We start from the raw sequence: 24,796 nt of genomic DNA on the forward strand, positions 1-24,796 counted from the left end.
CGTTCGAGTTGGGCAGGGCTGAGCGCCGGCCCGGGTTCCACTAGCGGAGGCAGAGAATTCATGACTGACCTTCCTCGCGCACACTCGGCGCGCGGCAGCGACGAACCCAGCCTAACCGCGGGTGAGAGCGCCGTCCCTCCCGCCTCCGACCGGCCCGACGAGCCCCACCGACCCGGCGAGCCCGAGCGCTCCCCCGGCGCATCCTCGCCCGCAGACCTCGACGCGGCCATCACGCGTGCCACCCAGGTGTTCGGCACCCCCGATGCCACCACATCCGCCGACGAGCGCAAGGATGCCTCGGCTTCTCCCCCGGCGCACGAGAACCCGGCGAGCACCCCCTCGCCCGAGACTTCCTCACGCGAGACATCGTCACCGGCAACGCCCTCCACTGAGTCGCCCTCACCCGAGACATCCTCGGTCGCCGCCTCGACCGGCACACCCCGCCGCCCGTCGAAGCGTTCCCCCTCGGCCCCCGGCCGCGGCCGACGCGTGCGCGACGCCATCCTGGTGGGCCTCGCCGGCCTCATCGTCTCGGGCGCCTTCCTCTGGGTTCCCTCGGTCTGGTACGACGAGGCCGCAACGGTCACCTCGGCCACGCGCAGCTTCGGCCAGCTCTGGCAGATGGTGCAGAGCGTCGACGCCGTGCACGCCGCCTACTACTCGCTCATGCACCTGTGGTTCGACCTCGTCGGCTACAGCCCGCTCACGCTGCGCCTGCCGAGCGCCATCTGCATCGGCCTGGCCTCCGGCTTCATCGTGTGGCTGGGCGGCCGCCTCGTCACGCACCGCATCGCCGTGGTGGCGGGCATCCTGTTCTTCCTCATGCCGCGCGTGGCCTGGATGGGAACCGAGGGTCGCTCGTTCGCCCTGACCACGCTCATCGCCATCACGCTCACGCTCGTGCTCGTCTACGCGGTGCGCAGCCGCCGCCGCGTCTGGCCCTGGGTGGCCTATGTGATCCTCGCCGTGGGCGGCGTCGCCATCTTCGCCTACCTCGCGCTGCTGCTCGCGGCGCACGGCGTCACGATGGTGTGGTGGGCGCTCACGCGTTTGCGGGGCAAGGCGCGCGCGGCCAACACGGCCCGCGTCTTCGGGTCTTTCCTCGTCGCCGCCGGCATCGCCGCCGCCGGCGCCCTGCCGCTCGTGCTCGCCATCCGCGCGCAAGCCAAACAGGTCAGCTGGATCGCCCCCATCAGCGACGCCACCCGTGGCCAGATCTTCACCACCCAGTTCTTCACCGAGAACCCCGTGCTCGCCTGGATCGGCTGGCCCCTCGGCGCGATCGGCGTCCTCATCTTGGCCTGGGGCGGCTGGGTGCGGTTCCGCTCCCCCGCCAAACCGGGCGGCATCGCGGGCGGCGGTCTCACGCTGCTGCAGGTCGCCGTGCCGTGGCTCGTCGTGCCGTTGTCGGGCCTCGTCGTCGCCTCCGAGGTCTTCTCGCCGCTGTATTCGCCGCGCTACCTGGCGTTCACCGCTCCCGCGCTCGCGCTGCTCATGGCCGTGCCGATCGTGGCCGTGCTGCGCAAGAAGTGGCAGATCGCGATCGCCGTCACGGTCATCGCCGCGGTGGCCGCGCCATCCATCGTCGCCCAGCGCCTGCCCGAGGCCAAAGACAACTCGGCATGGTCGCAGGTGGCCGACCTCATCGCGCGCGAACGTGCGGCCGAGACGGTGGGCACGAAGGATGCCGTGATCTTCGGTCCCGTCAGACGCCACCCCACGGCCACCTCACGCGTGATCGAGGTCGCCTACCCCAATGCCTTCGCGGGCATGACCGACATCAACCTCGACACCCCCGGCGCCCTGCGCGGCACCCTCTGGGAAAGCATCCACCCGCTCTCGGAGCGCCTCGACGTGGCCAACGAAGCGGATGTCATCTACCTGATCACCAGCAACAAACGCGACTGGCGCGGGGGCGTCGCAGCACGCCTGGCACCCCTCGGCTTTTCGATCACTGAACAGTGGAAGCTCACGGGCGTGAACGTCTTGCGCTTCGAGCGCGTGACGACCGACGACGGGGATGCTCCCACGCGAGGCGCCCCGCCCGAGGACTACGTCGACCCGTCGCTCACGACGCCGCCCACCGATCCGTTCGGGATGCCGACACCGCTGCCCGGCGAACCGGGGTCGACGTCGGCCCCCACCGTTCCGGCTCCGACGCCCGCGCCCTAGGCGAAGGCGACGATGATCTCGACCTCGACGGGCGAGTCGAGGGGCAGCACGGCGACGCCGACGGCCGAACGCGCGTGCACGCCCAGGTCGCCGAAGATCTCGCCGAGCACCGTGGAGGCGCCATTGATGACGGCCGGCTGCCCGGTGAACTCGGGTGCGGACGCCACGAAACCCGTGACCTTGACGATTTGGGTCACGCGGTCGAGCGAGCCGATGACGCTCTGCACGGCGGCGAGGGCGTTGAGCGCGGCGGTGCGCGCGAAGTCTTGCGCGTCGGCGGCGGGCACCAGGCCGTGGCCGTCGCCGACCTTGCCGGTGGCGGGCAGGGCGCCCGCGACGAAGGGCAGTTGGCCCGACGTGTAGACGAGGTTGCCCTGCACGACGGCGGGCACATAGGCAGCCACCGGGGCGGCCACCTCGGGCAGCTCGATTCCCAGCTCGGCGAGCCTGTCGGCGATGACGGCCATCAGGCGCCCGCTCCGGCGTCGGCGACCGGGCGCTTCAGGTAGGCCACGAGGCCGCCTTCCGGTCCGGTAACGATTTGGACGAGCTCCCAGCCGTCGCTGCCCCAGTTGTTGAGGATCGCGGCGGTGTTATGGATGAGCAGGGGGGTCGTGACGTACTCCCAGCGGGGCATGGTTCTCCTCGTTATTCGGGCACTTTTACAGTTTTGTCGCTTAGGCTCGATCCTATGCCTCAAGAAAAACGTACGGGTAGGGGTGCGCTCGGCGGCCTCCTCGGATTTGTCGGCCTCAGCGTCGCAGCCGGGGTCCTGGTTACCGCCGCCGTCACACCCGCTCTCGCCCTCACCGGCATGACCGCGAACAACGCCATCAGCGTCTTCGACAACCTGCCGAACTACCTCAACGTCGACGCTCCCATGGAGAAGTCGAACATCTACGCCAAGAACGCCGACGGCTCGCCCGTCCTCCTGGCCTCCTTCTTCGACCAGAACCGCGAAGACGTCGCGTGGGAGAACGTTTCCCAGTTCTTGAAGGACGGGGCGGTCTCGGCCGAGGACCCGCGTTTCTACGAGCACGGCGGCATCGACATCATGGGCACGGCGCGTGCCGTCATCAAGACCTACGTGGTCGGTGGCGACACCCAGGGTGGTTCGTCGATCACGCAGCAATACGTGAAGAACGTCCTCGTGCAGCAGGCCGAGCAGATCGCCGACAAAGACAAGCGCGACGCCGCCTACAAAGAGGCCACCAAGACCACACCCGAGCGCAAGCTGAAAGAGATGCGTCTCGCGGTCGGCGTCGAGAAGAACTACACCAAAGACCAGATCCTTCTCGGTTACCTCAACATCGCCAACTTCGGCGGGCAGAGCTACGGCGTCGAGGCAGCGTCGAAGTACTACTTCGGGGTTTCTTCGAAGGACGTCAACATCCAGCAGGCGGCCACGCTCATCGCCATGTTGAACAACCCGTCGGGTTTGCGCATCGACCGTCCCGACCAAGAGGTCAACGGCGCAGCCGACGGCTACTCGCTGACGAAGGTGCGGCGCGACTACGTCATCAACAAGATGCTCGAAGAGAACAAGATCACGCAAGAAGAGCACGACGCGGCTCTCGCGTCGGCCGTCGAGCCCAACATCGTGCAGCCGTCATCCGGCTGCCAGACCGCCGGCAACGCGGCCTATTTCTGCGACTACGTGACCTGGGTCATCAAGCGCAATGCGGCATTCGGCGCGACCGACGAAGAGCGACTGGCGCTTCTGAAGCGAGGCGGGCTCGACGTCTACACCACGCTCGACATCGACATGCAGAACACGTCGCAGGCCGCCATTGATGCCTACATCCCGAAGTCCATGGCCCGGGTAGACATCGGAGCCACCGCGGCGACCGTCGAGCCCGGCACCGGCCGCGTTCTCGCCATGGCGCAGAACAAGAACTACACGGCGGGTGACTCCCCCGACCCGAGCTACACGGCGGTCAACTACAACACCGATCAGGCCTATGGCGGGTCCACCGGCTTCCCCGTCGGATCGTCGTACAAGGTGTACACGCTGCTCGACTGGCTGAAGAACGGGCACTCGCTCAACGAGACGGTCGACGGCAAGCGCCGCACCTTCACCTCCTTCACCAACACGTGTGAAGGCAACTGGCGCGGAGCGTGGAACCCGCAGAACTTTGACGGCTCGAGCCCCGGAGCGATCACGGCGATCGACGCCACCAAGCGAAGCGTCAACTCGGCCTTCGTCGCCATGGCGCAGAAGCTCGACCTGTGCGAGATCCGTCAGACCGCTGAATCCATGGGCGTGCACCGCGCCGACGGCAAGCAGCTCGTCGACTTCCCCGGTTCCATCCTCGGCTCGAACGACATCGCCGGCCTCACCATGGCTGCGTCGTTTGCCGGCATCGCCGCCCAGGGCAAGTACTGCGAGCCCATCGTCATCGACGAGATCGTCAAGCCCGACGGCGAGAAGTTCACGCCCCCGAGCGCCAACTGCAAGCAGGGTGTCACGCCCGAGATCGCGAACACGGCCGCCTACGCCATGCAGACGATCTTCCAGCCCGGCGGAACCGCCGCGGCCACCACCGTGCGCGGCGCCCCGCTGTTCGGCAAGACGGGAACCGCCGACGACGCCCTGCACTCCTGGATTACGGGTGGCACCACCAAGGCCGTCACCTCGCTGTGGATCGGCAACGTCTCGGGTAAGGCGAGCATGTACAACGTGCGGGTGCTCGGCGGGCAAACCGGCTTCAGCGCGAAGTTCCGAGTCTGGTCGCAGATCATGAACTCGGCCGTCGCGAAGTTCGGCGGGGATGCGTTCCCGCAGCCCTCGCAGAGCCTCATCCGCGCCAAGCAGGTCGCTGTTCCCGATGTGCGCGGCAAGTCCGTCGCCGACGCCACTACCACGCTGCAGTCCGCGGGCTTCACCGTCGCCACGGGCGAGCCCATCGCGTCGCAGCTGCAGGAAGGCGTCGTCGCGGCCACCGAGCCGGGTGCCGGTGCCAACGTGTCGGTCGGATCGACCATCACGTTGCGTCCGTCGAGCGGGCAACCCGCCGAGGTCGCCGTGCCCGATGTGGCCAACCAAAACCAGCAACGGGCCCAAAAGTCGCTCGAAGACGCCGGGTTCGGGGTGCAGTTCATGTGCACGGCCGACCCCAATGCGCCGAACGATGGCCAGGTGACCGGCCAGAACCCGGCGGCGAACACCAACGCCAACCCCGAGAACACCACGGTCACCGTCGCATTGAAGAAGAAGAACTGCGGTTGAGTAAAACGCTCCGCCGCACCACCGGAGGGGCCGGGGTCGCCGTAGGCGCCCTGGCCCTCTCCGGGCTTCTGGCCTTTGCCTGGGGGTCGCTTATCGAGCGGCGCCTCTTCACCTTGCGCCGCGTCGACGTGCCGGTGCTGCCGCACGGTGCCGAGCCGCTCACCATCCTGCATCTCTCCGATCTGCACATGGCGCCGTGGCAGGCCGACAAGCAGCAGTGGGTGCGCGAGCTGGCAGAGCTCAAGCCCGACCTGATCGTCGACACCGGCGACAACCTCGGCCACAAAGACGGCATCTCGGGCATCGAGCTCGCGTTCGCCAACTTCGGCGGCGTGCCCGGGGCCTACGTCAACGGCTCCAACGACTACTACGGCCCCGTCAAGAAGAACTGGCTGCGCTACTTCTTCGGCCCGAGTTCCCGCGCCGCCGGCCGCCCCAAGCGCCGCGCACGCGACCTCGACACCGCGCGGCTCGAGCGTTTCTTCACCGACTCGCTCGGCTGGCAGAACCTCAACAACGCCGTCGGCGGCCTCACCATCAAGGGCACCCGGCTCGACTTCTTCGGCGTCGACGACCCGCACATCGGCGTCGACCGCCTCGATCTCCTCACGGGGCTCATCGACGCCCAGCGCGAGGATGAAGACTTCGAGGACGAAGACACGGTCGAGGCGCAGCGCACCACGCGCGACGTCGTCACGATCGGTGTCGCCCACGCGCCCTACCAGCGCGTGCTCAACTCGTTCGTGACGCACGGCGCCGACCTCATCCTCGCCGGGCACACGCACGGCGGGCAGGTCTGCGTTCCGGGCTATGGCGCACTCGTCACCAATTGCGACATCCCGCGCGCCCAGGTGAAGGGACTCAGCATCTGGCGTCACGCCTGGCGGGCAGCGCACCTGCACGTCTCGGCCGGCCTCGGCACCTCGATCTACGCCCCCGTGCGTTTCGCGTGCCGCCCCGAGGCCACGCTGCTCACGCTCGTTCCGAAGCCCTAGGCGCCGCGCCGCGCCGCACCGCACGCCCCCGTCTCGCTCCCGCTACCCCGTCTCGACCTGAGTTCGTGTGATGGCTCGTCCTTCGGGCAGTGAGCAAGAAACAGACACAGAGACAGCGAAGACCCCCTCACCTATTCGTGAGGGGGTCTTCGTGTGTTCCGAGGAGCGGAAGGAGCTGGCTCCGGTCAGGCCGAGGCCGCGAGGGGCTCGCGCGTCAGGACGACGAGCGTGTGCGCTCCGAGGGTGGGCGTGGCGGTGTAGTCGCCCGAGACAAGGGCCTCCGACCATCCGGTGAGGCGCGCCGCCAGGGCGTCGGGCAGCTCGACGGTGTCGGCTGCCAGGTTGACGAGGATGGCGACATCCGGTCGTTCGATCACGAGCAGCGTCTCGGCCGGCGCGTGCACCGTGACGTCACGGAACGACGGGTCGGTGATCGACGGAATGCTGCGGCGCAGGTGAATCAGGCGGCGGTAGAGCTCGAGCGTGCGCCCGTGGATGCCGTCGCCCTCGATCTCGCCCCACTGCAACTTCGAGCGTTCGAACGTCTCGGGGTCTTGCGGGTCGGGAACGATGCTCGGGTCCCAGCCCAGCTTCGCGAACTCGGCGATGCGCCCCTCGGCCGTGGCCGTGCCCAGCTCGGGCTCGGGGTGCGACGTGAAGAACTGCCACGGCGTCGAGGCGGCCCACTCCTCGCCCATGAACAGCATGGGCGTGAACGGCGACAGCAGCGTGAGTCCCGCGGCGAGTGCCAGCTGGTTCTCGTCGAGCGTGGCCGTGAGGCGGTCGCCGATGGCGCGGTTGCCGATCTGGTCGTGGTTCTGGTTGCACACCACGAGCCGCCAGGCGGGCGTGCGCAACGTGTCGATGGGCGCGCCGTGGTGGTGGCCGCGGAACGACGAGTAGGTGCCGTCGTGGAAGAAGCCGCGCGTGAGCACCTTGACGAGACTCTCGATGCCGGCGAAATCCGCGTAGTAGCCGTCGTGCTCGCCCGTGACGTTGGCGTGCACGGCGTGGTGGAAGTCGTCGGACCACTGCCCCGCCATGCCGATGCCGCCCGCCTCGAGCGGCGTGATGGTGCGCGGGTCGTTGCGGTCGGATTCGGCGATGAGCGTGAGCGGCTTGTTCAGGCGGGCGCTGACGCGCTCGGTCTGGATGGCCATCTCCTGCAGGATGTGGGTGGCCCGATCGTCACGCAGCGCGTGCACGGCGTCGAGACGCAGGCCGTCGACGTGCATGTCGGTGAACCAGGACAGCACGTTGTCGACGATGTAGTCGCGCACCGCATCCGACTCTTCGCCGTCGAGGTTGAGCGACGCACCCCAGGTGTTGCTGCTGCCGTCGTGCAGGTAGGGCCCGAACTTCGGCAGGTAGTTGCCCGAGGGGCCGAGGTGGTTGTAGACGACATCCTGGATGACGGCCAGACCGCGCTGGTGGCAGGCGTCGACGAACCGCTGGTAGCCGGTCGGGCCGCCGTACTGCTCGTGCACCGCGTACCACAGCACGCCGTCGTAACCCCAGTTGTACAGACCGTTGAAGCCGTTGACGGGCAGCACCTCGACGAAGTCGATGCCGAGCTCGACGAGGTGGTCGAGCTTCTCGATGGCGCTGTCGAACGTGCCGCCGGGCGTGAAGGTGCCGATGTGTAGTTCGTAGATGACACCGCCGGCGAGCGGGCGGCCCGACCACGCGCGGTCGCCCCAGGCGTAAGCCGAGGCATCCCAGGTGCGCGAGAGCTCGTGCACACCCTTCGGCTGGCGGCGCGAACGCGGGTCGGGGAATGGGCCCTCGCCGTCGAGCAGGTAGCCGTAATCGACATCACCCGCGGCGGATGCCTGAGCCACCGTGTCGGCCGGTGCGACGAACCAGCCGTCGCCGGCCGGTTCGAGGGCTACCGTGTCGGCACCGAGGACGAGCTCGGCGTTGTCGGCGCGGGGCGCCCAGACGGAGAACGGTTCGTAGCGGGTCATGAAGTTCCTTCGGCATCCGGCTGGGCGAATGTGTCGGTCGGCGTGTGGTCGGGGGCGTGCTCGACCTCGGCCTCGACCGAGCCGTCGGCACCGTGTTCGGAGGCGGCGGGCTCGGAGGCGGCGGGCTCGGATGCAGCAGCACTCCCGTTACTGGCGGCAGCATCAGCATCCGCATCGCTGTCGTCGCGCACGAGCAGGGCCACGGGCAGCGCCGTGAGGATCTCGGCGGCCGTCACCTCGCCCGATCCGATGGGGCGCCCAGTGAGCGCGTCGCGCCAACGGCCCTCGGGAAGCGCAACGGTCGTGCCCTCCCACCCGCCGCGAGCGGCGAGACCGAGGGGCAGACGCGTGGCGAGCGTGAGAGCGCCACCGCGGTCGAATGCGATGAGGTGCGCGGCCGCGGGCCCCGACACGGTCACGGGCGCATAGCCGGCGAACAGCTCGGCGCGGTCGCGCGTGAGCGTCAGGGCGCGCTGCGTGACGAGCAGCTTGGCGAGCCCGGCGTCGTCAACGGCCGGCACGGTGCCCGACTCGAGCGCGTCGAGGCGGTCGAGCGTGGCGATGTGCGCGTCGTAGTCGATGAGGCGACGGTTGTCGGGGTCGACGAGCGAGTCCTCCCACAGTTCGGTGCCCTGGTAGACGTCGGGGACGCCCACCGAGGTGATCTGCACGAGCTTCGCCGCGAGCGCGTTGCTGCGCCCGGCGTCGGCCACACGCGAGACGAACGACGTGACGAGGCCGTTGACGGTCTCATCGTCGAACGCCGCGTCGACGGCCGCGTGCATGCGCTCTTCGAACGCCTCATCGGGGGCCGTCCACGTGGTGGAGTTGCCGGCCTCACGCGAGGCCTTCTCGACATAGGCGTGCGCGCGTTCGCGGCTGAGCGGCCAGGCGCCGACGATGGCCTGCCAGAGCAGGTTGTCGAAGGGGCCGTCGCCCGTCGAGCCGTGAGGCGTCGCACGAATGCCGCGCAGCGTCTCGGCCCACTCGCCGGGGATCTCGGCGATCGTGCTGATGCGGGCGCGCACGTCTTCGCCGCGCTTGGTGTCGTGCGTGGAAAGCGTCGTCATGGCACGCTCCCACCGCCCCACGCGCTCGGCCTGCACCCGGTGGAACTCGGCCGTGTCGGTGGCGAAGATGCTCGGGTCGGCGCCCACCTCGGTGAGCGACGTGAGGCGCGTGTAGCGGTAGAACGCCGTGTCTTCGACGCCCTTCGCCATGACCATGCCGGAGGTCTGCTGCAGGCGGCGCGCGGCCGGCTCGGAGGGGTCGGCGAGACGCTTGACGAGGGCCGAGATCGTGGGTTCGAGCTCGGGACGTCTGGCCGCGGCATCCCCCGCTGCCACCATGAGAGGAGCACTCGAGCCCTCGGGCAGGTAGCTGCGGTAGACGGGGAAGCTCGCCAGGATCTCGCTGAGCGCATCGATGGTGTTGTCGTCGTTGGCCTGACCCAGCTCACGCGCCAGGCGCAGGGTCTCGCTGCCGAGGATGCCGGTGGCGATGCCGCGCTTGGTGTCGTGGATGAGGTCGGCCCAGGTGGGTGCGTCGCCCATGTCGCTGTGTGCCCGCAGGTCGGCGTCGAGGGCGTCGAGCGCCGACTCTCCGGCGGGGTCGACGAACAGGCGGTCGATCGTGGCCAGCATGTCGTAGCCGGTGGTGCCCGCGGTGCGCCACTCGGTCGGCAGCTGTTCGCCCGGCTCGGTGATCTTCTCGACCAGCAGATAGGCGTCCCCGGTGAGAGCCGAGAGGCCCTCGAGGTAGCCGGACGGGTCGTAGAGGCCGTCGGGGTGGTCGATGCGCAGACCGTCGGCCAGTCCCTCCTGGAACCAGCTCTCGATCTCGACGTGCGAGGCGTTGAACACCGTGGTGTCTTCGACCCGGATCGCGGCCAGCGTGTTGACCGCGAAGAACCGGCGATAGTTCAGATCGGTGTCGGCCAGCTTCCAGTGCACGAGGCGGTAGTTCTGGCGCTCGTGCACCGACAGGGCATAGTCGGATGCCGGAGCGTCGAGTCCCTCGGTGCTGCCGGGTGCGATGGGGTAACGGTTTTCGTAGTAGTGCAGCTGATCGCCGACCACCTCGAGCCCCTCGGCCGACTCGTCTCCGAGCACGGGGATGACGAGCTTGCCGCCGCCCGCCGCCCAGTCGACGTCGAAGAACGACGCGTATTGCGACGAGGGACCGTGCGTGAGGACATCCCACCACCAGCCGTTGATGTGCGGTGTGGCGACGCCCACGTGGTTGGGCACGATGTCGACGAGCACGCCGAAGCCCATCTCGTGGGCCCGCTCGGCCAGGCGCGCGAAGGCCTCTCGGCCCCCGCGCTCGTCGTCGACCTGCGTGTGGTCGACGACGTCGTAGCCGTGGTTCGACCCCGGCTCGGCCTTCAGGATGGGCGACAGGTAGATCCAGTCGACGCCGAGGCGCTTCAGGTAGGGAAGCACCTTCGCCGCGTCGTCGAACGTGAAGTCCTTCTGCAGCTGCAGGCGGTAGGTGTTGGCGGGGATTCTCATCAGACCTCCGGTGATCCCGATTCGATGATGGGGTGGCTGGCCGTCTGCGTGAGGCTTTCGGCGATCGAGTCGTCGGCCGCGATGGGCTTTTCGACGTGTTCGCGCAGCACCACGATGGAGCGGCCGGCGACCGTGAGTTCACTGCCGGCGGGCAGGGCGCTCAGCCCCGCGACTCCCCCGGCGGTGTTGATGACGGTGTCCCACTTCTCGGAGTATTCGGTGGGCGGCAGCGTGAACGGCACATCGGAGTCGGACGCGTTGAACGCCAGGATGAAGTGCTGGTCGGTGACCTCGCGGCCCTGACGGTCGCGCCCGCGGATGCCGTTTCCATTGAGGAACACGGCGACAGCCTTGGCGTAGCTCGAGTCCCAGTCGCTTTCTTCCATCTCGGCACCGTTGGTGTTGAGCCACACGATGTCGGGCAGCGGGTCTTCGTTGGTGCGCGACACGGGTCGGCCGTCGAAGTAGCGGATGCGGCGGAAGGTGGGGTGTTCGCGGCGCAGACGGATCACGGCCGAGGTGAACTCGATGAGCGATTCGTCGGCGTCGGCCCAGTTGAGCCAGGCGATCTCGGAGTCCTGCGCGTAGGTGTTGTTGTTTCCGTTCTGGGTGCGGCCCAGTTCGTCGCCGTGCAGCACCATCGGCACGCCCTGCGAGAGCAGAAGGGTGGCGAGGATGTTGCGCTGCTGGCGTGTGCGGATGGCGAGCACGGCGGGGTCGTCGGTCTCACCCTCGACGCCCGAGTTCCAGGAACGGTTGTGCGATTCGCCGTCGTTGTTGTCCTCGCCGTTGGCCTCGTTGTGCTTCTCGTTGTAGGAGACGAGGTCGCGCAGCGTGAAGCCGTCGTGGGCCGTGACGAAGTTGATGGATGCCACGGGGCGTCGTCCATCGCGCTCGTAGAGGTCGGCCGAACCCGTGAGGCGGGCCGCGAACTCACCGAGCGTGGAGGGCTCGCCGCGCCAGAAGTCGCGCACCGTGTCGCGGTATTTACCGTTCCACTCGGTCCACTGCGGCGGGAAGTTGCCCACCTGGTAGCCGCCGGGGCCGACATCCCACGGCTCGGCGATGAGCTTGACCTGCGAGACCACCGGGTCCTGCTGCACGAGCTCGAAGAATGTCGCGAGCTTGTCGACGTCGTAGAACTCGCGCGCCAGGGTGGAGGCGAGGTCGAAGCGGAAGCCGTCGACGTGCATCTCGTTGACCCAGTAGCGCAGGCTGTCCATGATCAGCTGCAGGGCGTGCGGGTGGCCCACGTTGAGCGAGTTGCCCGTGCCGGTGTAGTCCATGTAGTACTGCTTGTCGTCGTCGACGAGGCGGTAGTAGGCCTCGTTGTCGATGCCGCGCATGGAGAGGGTGGGGCCGAGGTGGTTTCCCTCGGCGGTGTGGTTGTAGACCACGTCGAGGATGACCTCGATGCCCGCGCGGTGCAGGGCGCGCACCATGGACTTGAACTCCTGCACCTGCTGGCCCGCGTCGCCCGTGGACGAGTAGCCGTTGTGGGGCGCGAAGAAGCCGATGGTGTTGTAGCCCCAGTAGTTGCGCAGGCCCTTCTCCTCGAGCGTGGAGTCGTGCACGAACTGGTGCACGGGCATGAGCTCGATGGCGGTGACGCCGAGGCGCTCGAGGTGCTGGATGACGGAAGGGTGCGCGATTCCCGCATAGGTGCCGCGCTGCTCTTCGGGAACATCGGGGTGCATCTCGGTGAGGCCCTTGACGTGCGCCTCATAGATGACGGTCTCGTTGTAGGGCGTCTTCAGCAGACGGTCGCCCTCCCAATCGAAGAACGGGTTGATGACGACGCTCTTCGACGCGAAGGGGGCGGAGTCGTCCTCGTTGCGCACGGTGGGGTCGTCGAAGCTGTAGGAGTACATCGCCGGGTTCCAGTCGATCTCACCCTGGACGGCCTTGGCGTAGGGGTCGAGCAGGAGCTTCGACGGGTCGGAACGCTTTCCGGACTCGGGGTCGTACTCGCCGTGCACACGGTATCCATAGGACTGCCCGGGGTGCACCTGCGGCAGGTAGGCGTGCCAGACATAGGCGTCGACCTCGACGAGGTCCACGCAGTGCTCGGTGCCGTCGGGGTCGAACAGGCACAGCTCGACGCGATCGGCCGTCTCGCTGAAGATGGCGAAGTTCGTGCCACTGCCGTCGAAGGTCGCTCCGAGCGGGTAGGGGGTTCCGGGCCAGGTTTCCATCAGTATCCATTCGTGCGGGGGTTTCCGTCCGCGGGAAAAGCCCGGGCGGAGGGTTCAACAAGAGGTCCAACGGTATTCAGCTTCCTTCCGATCGTACGGGGAACCACCGACTCCGTTCTCCCCCTTGCGCAGAGAGCTGGCGGGGCTAGCGTGAGAAGAGGACGGGCTGCTATGCCCGGTCCGCGCACGTGCGGCGATGCATCCGCTCACCGCCCCGCGACACGAGAACGACACGAGAGAAGGAGAGCCACATGGCCACGCAGGAAGAACTCGACAACATCTCGAAGGTTTTGACCAAGGCGCGCATCGCCACCCTGACCACGGTGGCGTCGGACGGAGCGCTGCACAGCCGGCCGCTGGCCCTGCAGGAGCGGGATTTCGACGGCGACCTCTGGTTCTTCACGCCGAAGCCCACGGAGAAGACCGACGAGATCGCGCAGAACCCGAACGTCAACGTGGCCGTTCACGGCGGCGACGGCTACCTCTCGATCGCGGGCACGGCATCGATCGTCGTCGACGAGGCGAAGATCGACGAGCTGTGGGGGCCGTCGGCCGAGGCCTGGTTCGAGAAGGGCCGTGAAGACCCGCGCATCGCGCTCGTCAAGGTCAGCGCCGACTCGGCCGAGTACTGGGTCAACAACGACCCCAAGATCGTGACGCTGTTCAAGGTGGCCAAGGCCACGACGCAGAAGAAGTCGCCCGATGTGGGCGAGAACGAGGCCGTCGAACTGTGATGCAAGGGGTCCGGAGTGCCGTTCGCTCGGGGCGGAACTCCGGGCCCGCTGTCAGAGGTCACGGCTACGGTTCGAGCATGACTGATGACTCCGCCGGGCCCGACTACTCCGATCTGCGCGACTACGCGGCGATCGGCGACGGGCGCACGGTGGCCTTGATCGGCAGGCGCGGCCAGGTCGACTGGCTGCCCATCCCCAATCTCGACAGCCCGCCCGTCTTCGCCGCGATCCTCGACGCACAGACGGGAGGATGCATTCAGCTCGCGCCCGTCGACGACTTCGACGTCAAGCGCCGCTACGTGCAGGGCACCAACGTGCTGCAGACCACGTTCACCACGGCCAAGGGTTCGGTGCGCGTCACCGACGCGCTCGTCACGGGCATCGCGGGCCGCCTCCCGTGGGCCGAGTTCGCGCGCCGCATCGAGGGCCTCGAGGGTTCGGTCAAAATGGCGTGGAAGGTGCAGCCCGGCACGAAGCTCGGCACCGCCTCGCCGTGGTTGCAGACCACCACCGAGGGCACGATCATCCGCGTCGGTCACACCAACATCGCCGTCACGGGCCTCGACCACGGCGCGTCCAAGCCCCGTGAAGACAACGGCAACAGCGGGTCGATCCAGGGCGAGTTCACCACCCGATCCGATTCGCGGCACCTGCTCGTCATGGTCGCCACCGACAACGAGCCCCTGCACTTCCCGGTGCCCGAAAACGTCGACAAGGGCATCGATCGCACCATCGACAACTGGCGCAACTGGTCGCGTGAGTTCCACTACTCGGGGCCCTGGGCGCCGCACGTGCAGCGCAGCGCGCTCGCGCTCAAGCTGCTGATCTACAGCCCCACGGGCGCCATCGCGGCGGCCGCGACGACCTCGTTGCCCGAAAACCCGACGGGCGGCAAGAACTGGGACTACCGCTTCGCGTGGGTGCGCGACCTGGCCTACACGGCCCACGCGCTCGTGCGCTTCGGTCTGCGTGAAGAGACCCAGGCGGCCATCTCGTGGCTGCTGCGCACCATCAAGGAGAACGGCCCTGAACTGGCGATCTTCTACGACCTCGGCGGCAACGTGAGCGACGGCGTCACCACGCACGACGTTCCGGGCTGGCGCGGCGTCGGGCCCGTCGTCTCGGGCAACCCCGCGCACGGCCAGCTGCAGCTCGGCGTGTTCGGCGACCTCTTCGACATCTGCCGGCTCTACGTCGACGCGGGCAACGTGCTCGACGTCGAGACCGGCCGGCTGCTCGCATCCATCGCCGACCGCACGTGCGACCTGTGGCGCAACCGCGACGCCGGCATGTGGGAGTTGCCCGAAGAACAGCACTACACCTCGTCGAAGATGGGATGCTGGCAGGCGCTCGACGCGGCCGTGCACCTCGCCGACCTCGGTCAGGTGGCCGGCAGTTCCGAGCGCTGGGCCGCCGAACGCGATCGCATCAAGGCGTGGGTCGAGGAGAACTGCTGGGACGAAGAACTCGGCAGCTATGTCATGTTCCCCGGCACGACCGACCTCGACGCGTCGGTGCTGCTGCACGGCCCGAGCGGGTTCGAGCGCGGCGAACGCATGTCGCGCAGCATCGACGCCCTGCAGAAAGAGCTCGGGCGCGGCGCTCATATGTATCGCTACTCGGGCGTCGAGCAGGAGGAACACCAGTTCGTAGCGTGCGGCTTCTGGGCGGCATCCGCGCTCGTGTGTGTCGGCCGGCACGACGAGGCGATCGCGCGCATGAACAAGCTCGTCAAGACATCCAACGACGTCGGCATCTTCGCCGAGATGATCTCGGAACACGACGGGTCGTTCTGGGGCAACCTGCCGCAGGGCCTCAGCCACCTGGCCCTCATCAACGCGGCGATCACGATCGAGGAGTTGACCGAGAAGTGACAACGCCCACCGCAACCGTCTTTCGCAACACCCGCGCGATTCTCGTCGAGAGCATCTACTGGGATGCCGCGACCGACGAGTTGCGCTGGGCCGACATCACCGCCGGCACGCTGCACCGCGGCCGCCTCGACGATCCCGCCGACGGGTCGCGCGACTGGGCCACCAGGCTGCCGCCGCCCCTCCCCCTCCTTCCAGCCCACGGTCGATGGCGGGTTCGTGGCGGCGCTCGGCGATCGCGTCGTACTACTCGACGAGCAGGGCGCGATCGTGCAGACGCTCGCCGAGATCGAGCACGCCCACCCCGATATGCGCCTCAACGAGGGCAAATGCGACCCGTTCGGCCGCTTCGTGGTGGGGTCGATGGGCGTGACCCGCGACGACCCCGATGCGGCGATGTATTCGATCGACCCCGACGGCACGCTGCGCACGCTGCACGGCGGCTTCGGCGTGACGAACGGGTTCGAGTGGTCCGACGACGGCTCGATCATGTACCTCACCGACACCAGCACCTCCACCGTCTACCGCGCCGACTACTTCCCCGACGGCGCCCTCGGCGAACTCGAGCCGTTCCTCGTGGGCCAGCCCTCCGACGGGCTCGCGCTCGACACCGACGGCGCCTTCTGGAACGGCCTCTCCGGCGCAGGAAAGGTCGTGCGGTGGGATGCCGAGGGCGACATCACACTCGAGATCGACGTCCCCGCACCCGCGGTCACAAGCGTCGCCTTCGGCGGGCCCGGCCTCGACACCCTGTTCATCGGCACCGCTCGCGACGGTCTCACCGAAGAAGACCTGCGTGCCGCGCCGCTCTCGGGCGCCATCTTCCGCGTCGACGGCGTCGCGACGGGCCGCCCCGTCAACCGTTTCGGGAGCGCACCGACCGACCCGAACTGAAGCACAGCGAACGCCGGAGTGCTACCCCTCGCCACGGGGCCGTCCCGGTCGTACGCTTAACACGGGCTACTCGAATGGCTCGTTTGCCACCAACAGATCCCGCCCACGAAAAAGGAGTCGCATATGACCACCACACTCGAACGCCACGTCGAAGCACCCGCCGGCGCCGGCGCCAAGACCACCCGCCGCCAGAACGCCGAAAAGGGCTTCAAGGCGTCGAAGACCCTCACCGACAACATGCAGAAGGTGCTCGTCGACCTGATCGAGCTGCACCTGCAGGGCAAGCAGGCTCACTGGAACGTCGTGGGCAAGAACTTCCGCGACCTGCACCTGCAGCTCGACGAGATCATCGACGCCGCGCGCGAATTCAGCGACGAGGTCGCCGAGCGACTGCGCGCCCTGCACGCCGTTCCCGACGGCCGCAGCGACACGGTCGCCGCCACCACCACGCTGCCCGAATACCCGCACGGCGAGATCGACACCGCCGAGACGGTCGACCTCATCACGGTGCGCCTCGAGAACACCGTCGGCACCATGCGTGAGGTCCACGACGAGATCGACGAAGAAGACCCCACGAGCGCCGACATCCTGCACGCCATCATCGCGAAGCTCGAGCAGTACGCGTGGATGGTCAGCGCCGAAAACCGCGTCACCTCGCGCACCAAGTAACACGCGCGACGCACCACCCGAAGCCCCGGCCCGCCTCTTGGCGGCCGGGGCTTCGTCGTGTGCGGCTGGAGCCGCCGCAATTTCGCTCACTCAGATTCGCCTGAGCGGCCGCCATATGCTCGCGACAACACCGAAAGGAAGCCCAATGAAACAACTCGGCCTCGTCCTCCTCCCGCTTGCGATCGGCGCCGTGCTAGCGCCGATCGCCTGGACCCTCTTCCACACGGGCTGGGCGGTCACTCTCGCCGTCGTCCTCCCGATCGCTCTTCTGCCCCGGATCTTGCGGAAGGTCCGAGCACTCAACCAGGAGGAGTATCTGCGCCGTAAGGAACTTCACGCTCACAAGAAGGAGAAATTCTGACATTCAGAATTGCTGTACCGCAACCTGCGGCGCGAGCGCGAACTCGCAACTGAAGCGTTCTATCGATGGAGATAACCGTGAAAAATCCAGCCCTCATCTCAACTGCCGTCCTCCTGTGCGCGGGCCTCACGCTTGGGCCTACCGCGTCGCCGGCGTCGGCGTCCCAGCTCCCCGGTCAGACGCACAGCACCTCTGGCTCGTCGTACCCGTCTTACACACTTGAATCGGTGGCAGGCACGAGCGAAATCAAGGTCACGCTGCGAAATGGGACCGTGCGACACGCCGGAAGCCACATAGAAATTGTGAACCAATATGGGGTCGTAACTGAGAAGATCCCGCTCAGCTTCGGGCGGATGACGGGCGGCGATACGGCCTCCGTGAACCATATCGAAGTCACCAGCTTCCACGTCGAGAGCTCCCTCGCGGTCACGCCGGGCATCAGCACCCGAGCAAAGAAGAAGAAACAAGGCTGGGAGGGTAGCTGGGATAAGTGCGTCTCCGAGGCAGGGCTCCAAGGAGCGGGCGCCGGACTTTTCGTCGGCGGCCTCGGCGGCGCTGCCGCAGGCATGGTGGGAAGCGGCGTCTTCAGCGCTCTGCTTCACTGTCGCAACCTTCCTCACAAGTCCTAGGCAATTCGTCGTGGGCGGCTGGGCGGGCCGCGCACGAAAAAGGTCCGGGACACGACCTCCCCCGAGAGTCGTGTTCCGGACCTTCCGCGACGGCCGCGGCATCCGAAGATGCGCCGCCGGGCGGTCTAGCGAGCCCGCGGGTTAGTGAACCGCGGTGCCACCGGTGACGGCGATGGTCTCGCCGCTCGTGTAGCTGGCTTCCTGCGAGGCGAGGTAGACATACGTGCTCGACAGTTCGACCGGCTGGCCGGGGCGACCGTAGGCGGCCTCCGAACCGAACGACTCGATCTTCTCGTTCGGCACCGACGACGGCTGCAGCGGGGTCCAGAACGGGCCGGGAGCGACGCCGTTCACACGGATGCCCTTCTCGGCGAGCTGCGTGGCAAGACCGCGCGTCACGTTGACGATGGCAGCCTTGGTGCCGGCGTACTCGAGCAGGCCGGGCGAGGGGTTGAAGCCCTGGATGGACGACGTGGTGATGATCGCCGAGCCGGGCTTGAGGTGCGGCAGCGCGGCATCCGTCAGCCAGAAGAGCGAGTACACGTTGGTCTTGAACGTGTGGTCGAGCAGCTCCGTGGTGAAATCGTCGAAGCTGTCGACGGTCTGCATGTAGCCGCCGACCATGACGAGCAGGTCGAGGCCACCGAGGGCTTCGACGGCCTTCTCGACGAGCTCGTAGTTGAACTTCTCGTCGGTGAGGTCGCCGGGGATGAGCTCGACGGTGCGGCCGGTCTCGGCGACGACCTTCTTGGTGTCTTCGGCGTTGGCCTGCTCGTCGGGCAGGTAGTTGAGCACGACGTCCGCACCCTCGCGCGCGAACGCGATGGCGACGGCACGGCCGATGCCCGAGTCGCCACCCGTGATGAGTGCCTTGCGGCCCGCGAGACGGCCGTGGCCGATGTACGACTCTTCGCCGTGGTCGGGCTTCGGGTCCATCTGGAACGTGTCACCCGGGTCGGGCTGCTGCTGCGGCTTGAAGGGCGGCTGCTTGTACTGAGTCAGGGGGTTCTGCGGTTCGTAGATGTTCGACATGCTTCAACGCTAGGCGCGTCGTATGCAGGGCGCGCGGGGTTGACCAATGGTTGAAGAAGCCCTAGGCGCGCAGCACGCGCACGCCGAGCGCCCCGATGCCCGTGACCGTGGCGTCGCTCAGGCCCGCGTCGCTGACGACGACGTCGACGTCCGCGACATCCAGCGCCTTGTATTTGCCGAACGTGCCGTATTTCGAGCTGGCCGCGACGAGCACGGTCTCGCTCGACACCGAGACGGCGGCCTGCTTCACCTCGACCTTCGACTCGGCGGGTGTCGTGACGCCGCGTTTGAGGTCCCACGAGCTGGTCGAGATGAACGCCACGTCGACCACGAGTTCGCGCAGCATCATGGCCGCGAGACGCCCCACCGTCGACTGGTTGTGCGTGTCGACGCGGCCGCCGACGAGCAACAGCTCGGTGGTGGGGTGGTCCATGAGCTCGCGCGCGATGGCGACGTCGTTGGTGACGACCGTGAGGTCCCGGCGGTCGGCGAGGTGCGGCACCATGGCGAGCATGGTCGTGCCGGCGTCGAGGTAGATGGTCATGGCGTCGCGCACCAGCGTGGCGGCGACGGCGGCCATGGCGGTCTTCTCGGCCGAATCGACGAGTGCCTTCTCGTCGTGGCTGGGCTCGACGTGCAGGCGGCTCGCGATCTTGGCGCCGCCCGGCACGGACAGCGCGCGACCCTCTTCTTCGAGCACCGAGATGTCGCGGCGGATCGTCATGTGGCTCACGTCGAGCAGGGCCGACAGCTGATTGAAGCTCAGCACCTGTTCGCGGCGCAGGTGTTTGAGGATGAGTTCGCGGCGCTGCTCGGGAATGAGCGGGGCGAGCTCTGCGGCATCCGATCCCATGTCGTCCCCTCCCCGTTGGTTGTGTTGTCGTGCGGCGCTGTGTAGAAGATTACCGCTCGGGCGTGGCCCAATTCGATCCGTGCGCTGCGGTGAGCGCGGCGATCTCGTCGGCGGCGAGCAGGCGGCGTGGCTGCCCGGCGGTCACGAGCGCGATGCGCGCGGCTTCCTCGACCTCGATGGCGGCGTCGAGGGCGGCGTCGAGCGTGGCGCCGCTCGTGATCTGCCCGTGGTTCTGCAGCAGCGCGGCATGAAAGGCGAACGGGATGTCGAGCAGCAGGTCGCCCAGCTCGGGCGAGCCCGGCGCGCGATAGGCGACAAGCGGCGTCTGGCCGGCGCGCATGACGAAGTAGGGCGTGAGCGGCGGCAGCGCGCTGTTCTCGGCCCACGGTTCGAGGCACGATGCGGCGACGGCCTGCGCCGAATGCACGTGCACCACGGCGGTGTGAGCCGGGTTCTTGCGATAGAACGCCAGGTGCAGGGATGCCTCTTTCGAGGGTTTGTCGCCCGCGAGCCAGTCGCCGTCCATCGTCAGCACCGAGAGCCGGGCCGCGTCGAGTCGCCCGAGGCTGGAACCGCCGGGGGTGATGAGCACGCGGTCGCCCACGCGCACGCTGACGTTGCCACTCGAGCCGGGACTGAGGCCCGCGTCAACGATGCGCACGCCGGCGTCGACCAGGGTCTCGGCGGCCGAGGCGAGGGCACCGGCATCGGGGTGTGTCGAGACATCCTCGCGCGTGGGGAGGGGTGAGGGGGTCATGGGTGCAGAACCTTCCAGGCGGAGGTGAACATGTCTTCCGAGCCGAAGTTGCCCGATTTGAGTGCGATGTCGACGAGCGTGCCGTGGGCCGTGTGGCCCTGAGCCCAGCAGACGCCGGGGGCGATCTCGGCGCCGATCACGAGTTCCGAGAGGCCGAGCGCCGTGACGGTCGAACCCGACGTCTCGCCGCCCGCGACCAGGATGCGCGTCACCCCGCGTTCGGCCACGGTCGCCACCAGCGCGCCCAGGTGCTGCTCGATGAGCTCGGAGGGGTGCGGGCGGTTGGCGGGCGCGAGGCCGTCGGGGTAGCGGTAGGAGACCGAGAGGTCGTCGAGCGAGTCGACGGCGTAGACGAGCGGGGGCCGCGGTGACCCGTCGGCGTTCTCGTCATGGGCGTGGGCGAGCACCCAGTCGACGGCCCGTCCGAGCTCGGCCGGCGCATCGTCGATGAGCGCCTGCACGTCGATCTTGCGCGCGGGCAGGTGCGCCCGTCCGTGGGCCACCTGGGCGCGGGTCATCGACGAAGCGCTGCCCGAGACGACGAGGCTGCCGGCGTGCGGGCGGGTGGCGACATCCGGCGTGTCGTCGGTGCCGGCGCCAGCATCGACCGCGCCCGGCAACGACCCCGAGCCTTGCTCGACATCAGCCTGCGGAGGCGTCATGCCGAGCGCCAGACCCGAGCCGCCCGAGACGAGCACGTCACCCGCGGCCGCGCGGGCGATGGTGTCGAGCTGGGCGTCGGTCGCGGCATCCACGACCACGTAGCGCGCGGACGACTGCGAAAGAACCTCGGCGAGCGCCTCGCTCCCCCGGTCGACCACGTCGGAGTGAACCTCACCCACCGCAGCGGATGTCTGAGGCGCCAGCAGATCGGCCACCCGCGACCGGCGCATGGGCGTGAGCGGGTGGTCTTTCATGGGCGATTCGGCCAGCGGAACGCCGTGCACGCTCAGGATGCCGCCCTCGACCGTGCGGCCGTTGGCGGGGAACGACGGCACGACGACCACGCGGCCGGCATCGAGCCGTTTTGAGAGCGCGTCGAGCACGGGGCCGATATTGCCCTCGTCGGTGGAGTCGAACGTGCTGCAGTATTTGAGGTAGAAGCGATCGCAGTCGAGCGATTCGAGCAGATCGAGGGCGCGCAGCGAGTCGGCGACGGCGGTGGCGACGGGCGCGGTGCGGCTCTTGAGCGCGACGACGACGGCATCCGGTCGGTCGGGAAGGGCGCGCACGCGGGTCTCGGCGGCGTCGAGGGCACCGCCCGGGATGACGACCACGCGAAAGCCGCGTTTGGCCAGATTGGTGGCGAGGTCGGTGGCCCCGGTGAAGTCGTCGGCGATCGCGCCCAGTCTTCTCACGGATCGAACTCCTTCTGTGGGGTGGCAACAGCGGTGGTGGCAGCAGGACTAGTCAAGCACGTTGTTAAGATCTGTGCACATATTTGACAATAGTATAAATCCGTCCTAACTTGTGTGAAACGCTGTGAGGCACGCTCGGTGCCCCGTTCAGAGGAGAACCCGGTACCACGATGACGTACGCCCACACGGCCCCGGCCCCATCCGAACCCATCACCGTCGCCCTCACGGGTGCGAGCGGAGGCTTCGGCCGCACGTTCCTGGCCCAGCTCGCCGTCATCCCGACCATGCGACCGAGCATTCTCGTGGACCTCAACCTTCCCGCGCTCTCCGCCCTGCTCGACGACCTCGGCTATGACCGCGCCACCTGGCAGATCGTCGACTCGGCCGCCGACGTCGAAAGCGTCGTCGCCGACGGCCGCACGGCCCTGATCTCGGATGCCGCGCTCCTCGCCCCCTCCTCCTACCGCGTTCTCGTCGAGGCCACGGGCAACATGCGAGCCGGGTTCGCCTTCGCCCGGCAGGCGCTCGACGCCGAACGTCACGTCGTCATGGTGAGTAAAGAAGTAGAGAGCCTTTCGGGCGTCTTCCTCTCTGAACTCGCCCGCGAGCGCGGCGTCAGCTACCAGCCCGGCATGGGCGACCAGCCCGCCAACCTGCTCGCCCTGCTCTCCTGGGTGCAGGCGGTCGGCCTCGAGGTCGTCGCCGTCGGCAAGTCGAGCGAATACGACCTCACCTACGACCCCGCAACCGGCATGGCCCGCCAGCTGGATGTTGACACCCACGCCCCCGCGCTCGGCGACCTGCTCGAGCTCGGCGACGACCTCGCGGCCACGCTCGCCGCCCGTCACGAGGCCACCCGCGCCTTCAAGCGCGCCGCGGCCGCCGACTATTGCGAGATGGCCGTCGTCTCGCAGTACACGGGTTTCACGCCCGACGTCGAGACCATGCACTACCCCATCGCGCGCCCCGACGAACTGGCCGACATCTACTCCCTGCGCGAGCACGGAGGAATCCTCGAGAACTCGGGCGCCACGGATGTCTTCAGCATGCTGCGTCTGCCGGGCGAGGCCAGCTTCGCGGGCGGTGAGTTCGTCATCGTCAAGACGCACGACGCCGAGACCTGGCGCATGCTGCGCGGCAAGGGCCACGTCGTCAGCCGCGACGGACGCTACGCCGCGATCTTCCACCCCTACCACCTGATGGGCATCGAGACCCCGCTCTCGGTGCTGAGTGCCGTCGACCCGCACCGCGTGGCCGCCGAGCCGCGGCAGCACACCATCCTGTCGGGTCGTGCCGAGATCGACCTCGCCGCCGGCACCGCGCTCACCGTTGCGGGCCACCACCACGAGATCGCCGGTGTGGCCCCCGTGCTGCGCGCCACGCCCGAGACCGCGCCCAACGTCGCGCCCTTCTATCTGCTGGGCGGCTGCACGCTGTCGCGGCCCGTCGCCGCGGGCGAACTTCTCACGATCGACGACCTCGACGGCGTCGACCTCAACCTGTGGGCCGCATTCCAGGCCGGTCGCGCCCTGTCGGGAGGCACCGAGTGAGCACGCCGCAGCACGGCACGCCCGCCGCCTCCACCCTCGTGCACCCCAACGGTGTGCGCGCGGCCGACCTCGCCATCCTCGACGCGCACCACCACTTCTGGGACTTCGAGGGCGACGGCTACTACCCCTGGCTGCAGGGCGAATACAACGACGCCTTCTTCCTCGGCGACTACACGGCCATGCTGCAGACGTTCCTGCCCGAGCAGTACCGCCGCGCGACCGCCGGTTTCCGCGTGGTCGGCACCGTGCACGTCGAGGCCGAGCGCTCGCGCACCGAGCAGGTCGCCGAGAGCCTCTTCCTCGAGGGCCTGCACGAGGCGGATGCGGCGTTCCCCGCTGCGGCCGTCGGGCACGTGTCCTTCACCCAACCCGATGTGGCCGAGGTGCTCGACGCGCACGCCCGCATCGAGTTGATTCGCGGCATCCGCTCGAAGCCCGTCACGGCCGCCACCGCGGCCCCGGCGGATTCGGTGTTCGGACAGCCCGGCACGCTGCAGGACCCACAGTTCGTCGCGGGCCTCGCGCTGCTCGAGCAGCACGCCTTCTCGTGGGACCTGCGCGTTCCGTTCTGGCATCTCGCCGAGGCGGCCGACGTGCTGGCCGACCTGCCGGGCATCCCCGTGGTCGTGAACCACTGCGGGCTGCCGCTCGACCGCTCCGACGACGGGCTCGCCGCCTGGCGCGCCGGCCTCGAGAAACTCGCCGCCCTGCCGCAGGTGACCGTGAAGGTCTCGGAGCTCGGGTTGCCGCGCAACCGCTGGGACCGCGCCTCCAACGAGCGCGTCGTGGCCGACACCGTGGCGATCTTCGGGGCCGACCGCTCCATGTTCGCCTCGAACCTGCCCGTCTCGACGCTCACCGCCCCCACCTTCGGCGAGATCGTCGACACCGTGTTCGCCGCGCTCCCGAGCGCCACGCCCGACCAGCTCGAGAGCATCTTCTCGGGCACGGCCGCCCGCTTCTACCGCGTGCGACTGCCCGGCGCCTCTCCCGCCTGACCCACACCACCCGAAGCAT

The 24,796-nt window shown here is 68.3% G+C and carries 20 protein-coding genes; 11 read left to right on the top strand and 9 right to left on the bottom strand.

From position 1 onward, the window contains the following. Positions 1–60: 60 nt before the first annotated feature. On the top strand, positions 61–2,172 hold the full coding sequence (locus ACUWEX_RS11255; RefSeq protein WP_445996304.1) for a glycosyltransferase family 39 protein: 2,112 nt from the start codon (positions 61–63) through the stop codon (positions 2,170–2,172). Here ACUWEX_RS11255 and ACUWEX_RS11260 read toward each other — a convergent pair. Further along, complete coding sequence (locus ACUWEX_RS11260; RefSeq protein WP_445996305.1) at positions 2,169–2,639, bottom strand: RidA family protein; 471 nt, start codon at positions 2,637–2,639, stop codon at positions 2,169–2,171. The genes ACUWEX_RS11255 and ACUWEX_RS11260 overlap by 4 nt on opposite strands. Then, entirely contained in the window at positions 2,639–2,809 is a 171-nt protein-coding gene (locus ACUWEX_RS11265) for a DUF4177 domain-containing protein (RefSeq protein WP_445996306.1), read from the bottom strand. Before ACUWEX_RS11265 ends, ACUWEX_RS11260 begins: the two co-directional genes overlap by 1 nt. A 54-nt stretch (positions 2,810–2,863) precedes the next feature. Here ACUWEX_RS11265 and ACUWEX_RS11270 point away from each other — a divergent pair, with 54 nt between their 5' ends. Both ACUWEX_RS11270 and ACUWEX_RS11275 read left to right on the top strand, forming a co-directional pair. Then, complete coding sequence (locus ACUWEX_RS11270) at positions 2,864–5,401, top strand: transglycosylase domain-containing protein (protein ID WP_159449524.1); 2,538 nt, start codon at positions 2,864–2,866, stop codon at positions 5,399–5,401. Continuing rightward, positions 5,398–6,396 (top strand): metallophosphoesterase, encoded by a 999-nt coding sequence (locus ACUWEX_RS11275; RefSeq protein ID WP_445996307.1) that lies wholly within the window; start codon positions 5,398–5,400, stop codon positions 6,394–6,396. Before ACUWEX_RS11270 ends, ACUWEX_RS11275 begins: the two co-directional genes overlap by 4 nt. Positions 6,397–6,581: 185 nt before the next feature. Here ACUWEX_RS11275 and treZ read toward each other — a convergent pair whose 3' ends face one another. From treZ to glgX, 3 genes are read right to left on the bottom strand one after another with little or no spacing between them, the layout of a single operon-like run. Beyond that, positions 6,582–8,363, bottom strand: coding sequence for a malto-oligosyltrehalose trehalohydrolase (gene treZ, locus ACUWEX_RS11280; RefSeq protein ID WP_445996308.1), 1,782 nt, complete (start codon positions 8,361–8,363; stop codon positions 6,582–6,584). Then, positions 8,360–10,876 (bottom strand): malto-oligosyltrehalose synthase, encoded by a 2,517-nt coding sequence (gene treY / locus ACUWEX_RS11285; protein WP_445996309.1) that lies wholly within the window; start codon positions 10,874–10,876, stop codon positions 8,360–8,362. The genes treZ and treY overlap by 4 nt, the downstream gene beginning before the upstream one ends. After that, positions 10,876–13,071 carry a glycogen debranching protein GlgX gene (gene glgX, locus ACUWEX_RS11290; protein ID WP_445996310.1) on the bottom strand — a complete coding sequence of 732 codons (2,196 nt, stop codon included), beginning with the start codon at positions 13,069–13,071 and terminating at the stop codon, positions 10,876–10,878. The genes treY and glgX overlap by 1 nt, the downstream gene beginning before the upstream one ends. A 251-nt stretch (positions 13,072–13,322) precedes the next feature. Here glgX and ACUWEX_RS11295 point away from each other — a divergent pair, with 251 nt between their 5' ends. From ACUWEX_RS11295 to ACUWEX_RS11320, 6 genes are all read left to right on the top strand, one after another. After that, entirely contained in the window at positions 13,323–13,805 is a 483-nt protein-coding gene (locus ACUWEX_RS11295; protein WP_445996311.1) for a pyridoxamine 5'-phosphate oxidase family protein, read from the top strand. A 77-nt stretch (positions 13,806–13,882) separates the two neighbouring features. After that, positions 13,883–15,679, top strand: a complete 1,797-nt coding sequence (locus tag ACUWEX_RS11300) for a glycoside hydrolase family 15 protein (RefSeq protein ID WP_445996312.1) — start codon at positions 13,883–13,885, stop codon at positions 15,677–15,679. A 216-nt stretch (positions 15,680–15,895) separates the two neighbouring features. Beyond that, positions 15,896–16,570, top strand: coding sequence for an SMP-30/gluconolactonase/LRE family protein (locus ACUWEX_RS11305; protein WP_445996313.1), 675 nt, complete (start codon positions 15,896–15,898; stop codon positions 16,568–16,570). A 123-nt stretch (positions 16,571–16,693) separates the two neighbouring features. Next, positions 16,694–17,239 carry a Dps family protein gene (locus tag ACUWEX_RS11310; protein ID WP_077055207.1) on the top strand — a complete coding sequence of 182 codons (546 nt, stop codon included), beginning with the start codon at positions 16,694–16,696 and terminating at the stop codon, positions 17,237–17,239. A gap of 145 nt (positions 17,240–17,384) precedes the next feature. Continuing rightward, positions 17,385–17,600: a hypothetical protein gene (locus ACUWEX_RS11315; protein WP_445996314.1), complete on the top strand. Its 216-nt coding sequence runs from the start codon at positions 17,385–17,387 to the stop codon at positions 17,598–17,600. A 227-nt stretch (positions 17,601–17,827) separates the two neighbouring features. Next, entirely contained in the window at positions 17,828–18,229 is a 402-nt protein-coding gene (locus ACUWEX_RS11320) for a hypothetical protein (protein ID WP_143785453.1), read from the top strand. Between the two features lie 141 nt (positions 18,230–18,370). On the opposite strand, the gene ACUWEX_RS11325 is transcribed toward ACUWEX_RS11320, so the two are convergent. The 4 genes from ACUWEX_RS11325 to otnK all read right to left on the bottom strand — a co-directional run bounded on the left by ACUWEX_RS11325 (position 18,371) and on the right by otnK (position 22,229). Then, complete coding sequence (locus ACUWEX_RS11325; RefSeq protein ID WP_079728171.1) at positions 18,371–19,261, bottom strand: SDR family oxidoreductase; 891 nt, start codon at positions 19,259–19,261, stop codon at positions 18,371–18,373. 61 nt (positions 19,262–19,322) lie between these two features. Beyond that, positions 19,323–20,114, bottom strand: a complete 792-nt coding sequence (locus ACUWEX_RS11330; protein WP_079728170.1) for a DeoR/GlpR family DNA-binding transcription regulator — start codon at positions 20,112–20,114, stop codon at positions 19,323–19,325. A 49-nt stretch (positions 20,115–20,163) separates the two neighbouring features. Then, the gene (locus ACUWEX_RS11335) at positions 20,164–20,871 is read right to left on the bottom strand and encodes a class II aldolase/adducin family protein (RefSeq protein ID WP_445996315.1); all 708 of its coding nucleotides are present in this window, start codon (positions 20,869–20,871) and stop codon (positions 20,164–20,166) included. After that, positions 20,868–22,229, bottom strand: a complete 1,362-nt coding sequence (gene otnK / locus ACUWEX_RS11340; protein ID WP_445996316.1) for a 3-oxo-tetronate kinase — start codon at positions 22,227–22,229, stop codon at positions 20,868–20,870. Before otnK ends, ACUWEX_RS11335 begins: the two co-directional genes overlap by 4 nt. A gap of 170 nt (positions 22,230–22,399) precedes the next feature. Between otnK and ACUWEX_RS11345 the strand changes: the two genes are divergently transcribed. Then, a complete protein-coding gene (locus tag ACUWEX_RS11345; protein ID WP_445996317.1) occupies positions 22,400–23,779 on the top strand; it encodes a homoserine dehydrogenase in 1,380 nt (459 codons plus the stop codon). Further along, positions 23,776–24,777, top strand: a complete 1,002-nt coding sequence (locus ACUWEX_RS11350) for an amidohydrolase family protein (protein ID WP_445996318.1) — start codon at positions 23,776–23,778, stop codon at positions 24,775–24,777. The genes ACUWEX_RS11345 and ACUWEX_RS11350 overlap by 4 nt, the downstream gene beginning before the upstream one ends. Positions 24,778–24,796: the final 19 nt, after the last annotated feature.

The sequence above is a fragment of the Okibacterium fritillariae genome, assembly GCF_052783725.1.

Excerpts from the sequence above, each read along its gene's own strand:
- ACUWEX_RS11255 (WP_445996304.1), top strand. The coding sequence starts at position 61 with ATGACTGACCTTCCTCGCGCACACTCGGCGCGCGGCAGCGACGAACCC.
- ACUWEX_RS11260 (WP_445996305.1), bottom strand. The coding sequence starts at position 2,639 with ATGGCCGTCATCGCCGACAGGCTCGCCGAGCTGGGAATCGAGCTGCCC.
- ACUWEX_RS11265 (WP_445996306.1), bottom strand. The coding sequence starts at position 2,809 with ATGCCCCGCTGGGAGTACGTCACGACCCCCCTGCTCATCCATAACACC.
- ACUWEX_RS11270 (WP_159449524.1), top strand. The coding sequence starts at position 2,864 with ATGCCTCAAGAAAAACGTACGGGTAGGGGTGCGCTCGGCGGCCTCCTC.
- treZ (WP_445996308.1), bottom strand. The coding sequence starts at position 8,363 with ATGACCCGCTACGAACCGTTCTCCGTCTGGGCGCCCCGCGCCGACAAC.
- treY (WP_445996309.1), bottom strand. The coding sequence starts at position 10,876 with ATGAGAATCCCCGCCAACACCTACCGCCTGCAGCTGCAGAAGGACTTC.
- glgX (WP_445996310.1), bottom strand. The coding sequence starts at position 13,071 with ATGGAAACCTGGCCCGGAACCCCCTACCCGCTCGGAGCGACCTTCGAC.
- ACUWEX_RS11295 (WP_445996311.1), top strand. The coding sequence starts at position 13,323 with ATGGCCACGCAGGAAGAACTCGACAACATCTCGAAGGTTTTGACCAAG.
- ACUWEX_RS11300 (WP_445996312.1), top strand. The coding sequence starts at position 13,883 with ATGACTGATGACTCCGCCGGGCCCGACTACTCCGATCTGCGCGACTAC.
- ACUWEX_RS11310 (WP_077055207.1), top strand. The coding sequence starts at position 16,694 with ATGACCACCACACTCGAACGCCACGTCGAAGCACCCGCCGGCGCCGGC.
- ACUWEX_RS11315 (WP_445996314.1), top strand. The coding sequence starts at position 17,385 with ATGAAACAACTCGGCCTCGTCCTCCTCCCGCTTGCGATCGGCGCCGTG.
- ACUWEX_RS11325 (WP_079728171.1), bottom strand. The coding sequence starts at position 19,261 with ATGTCGAACATCTACGAACCGCAGAACCCCCTGACTCAGTACAAGCAG.
- ACUWEX_RS11330 (WP_079728170.1), bottom strand. The coding sequence starts at position 20,114 with ATGGGATCGGATGCCGCAGAGCTCGCCCCGCTCATTCCCGAGCAGCGC.
- ACUWEX_RS11335 (WP_445996315.1), bottom strand. The coding sequence starts at position 20,871 with ATGACCCCCTCACCCCTCCCCACGCGCGAGGATGTCTCGACACACCCC.
- ACUWEX_RS11345 (WP_445996317.1), top strand. The coding sequence starts at position 22,400 with ATGACGTACGCCCACACGGCCCCGGCCCCATCCGAACCCATCACCGTC.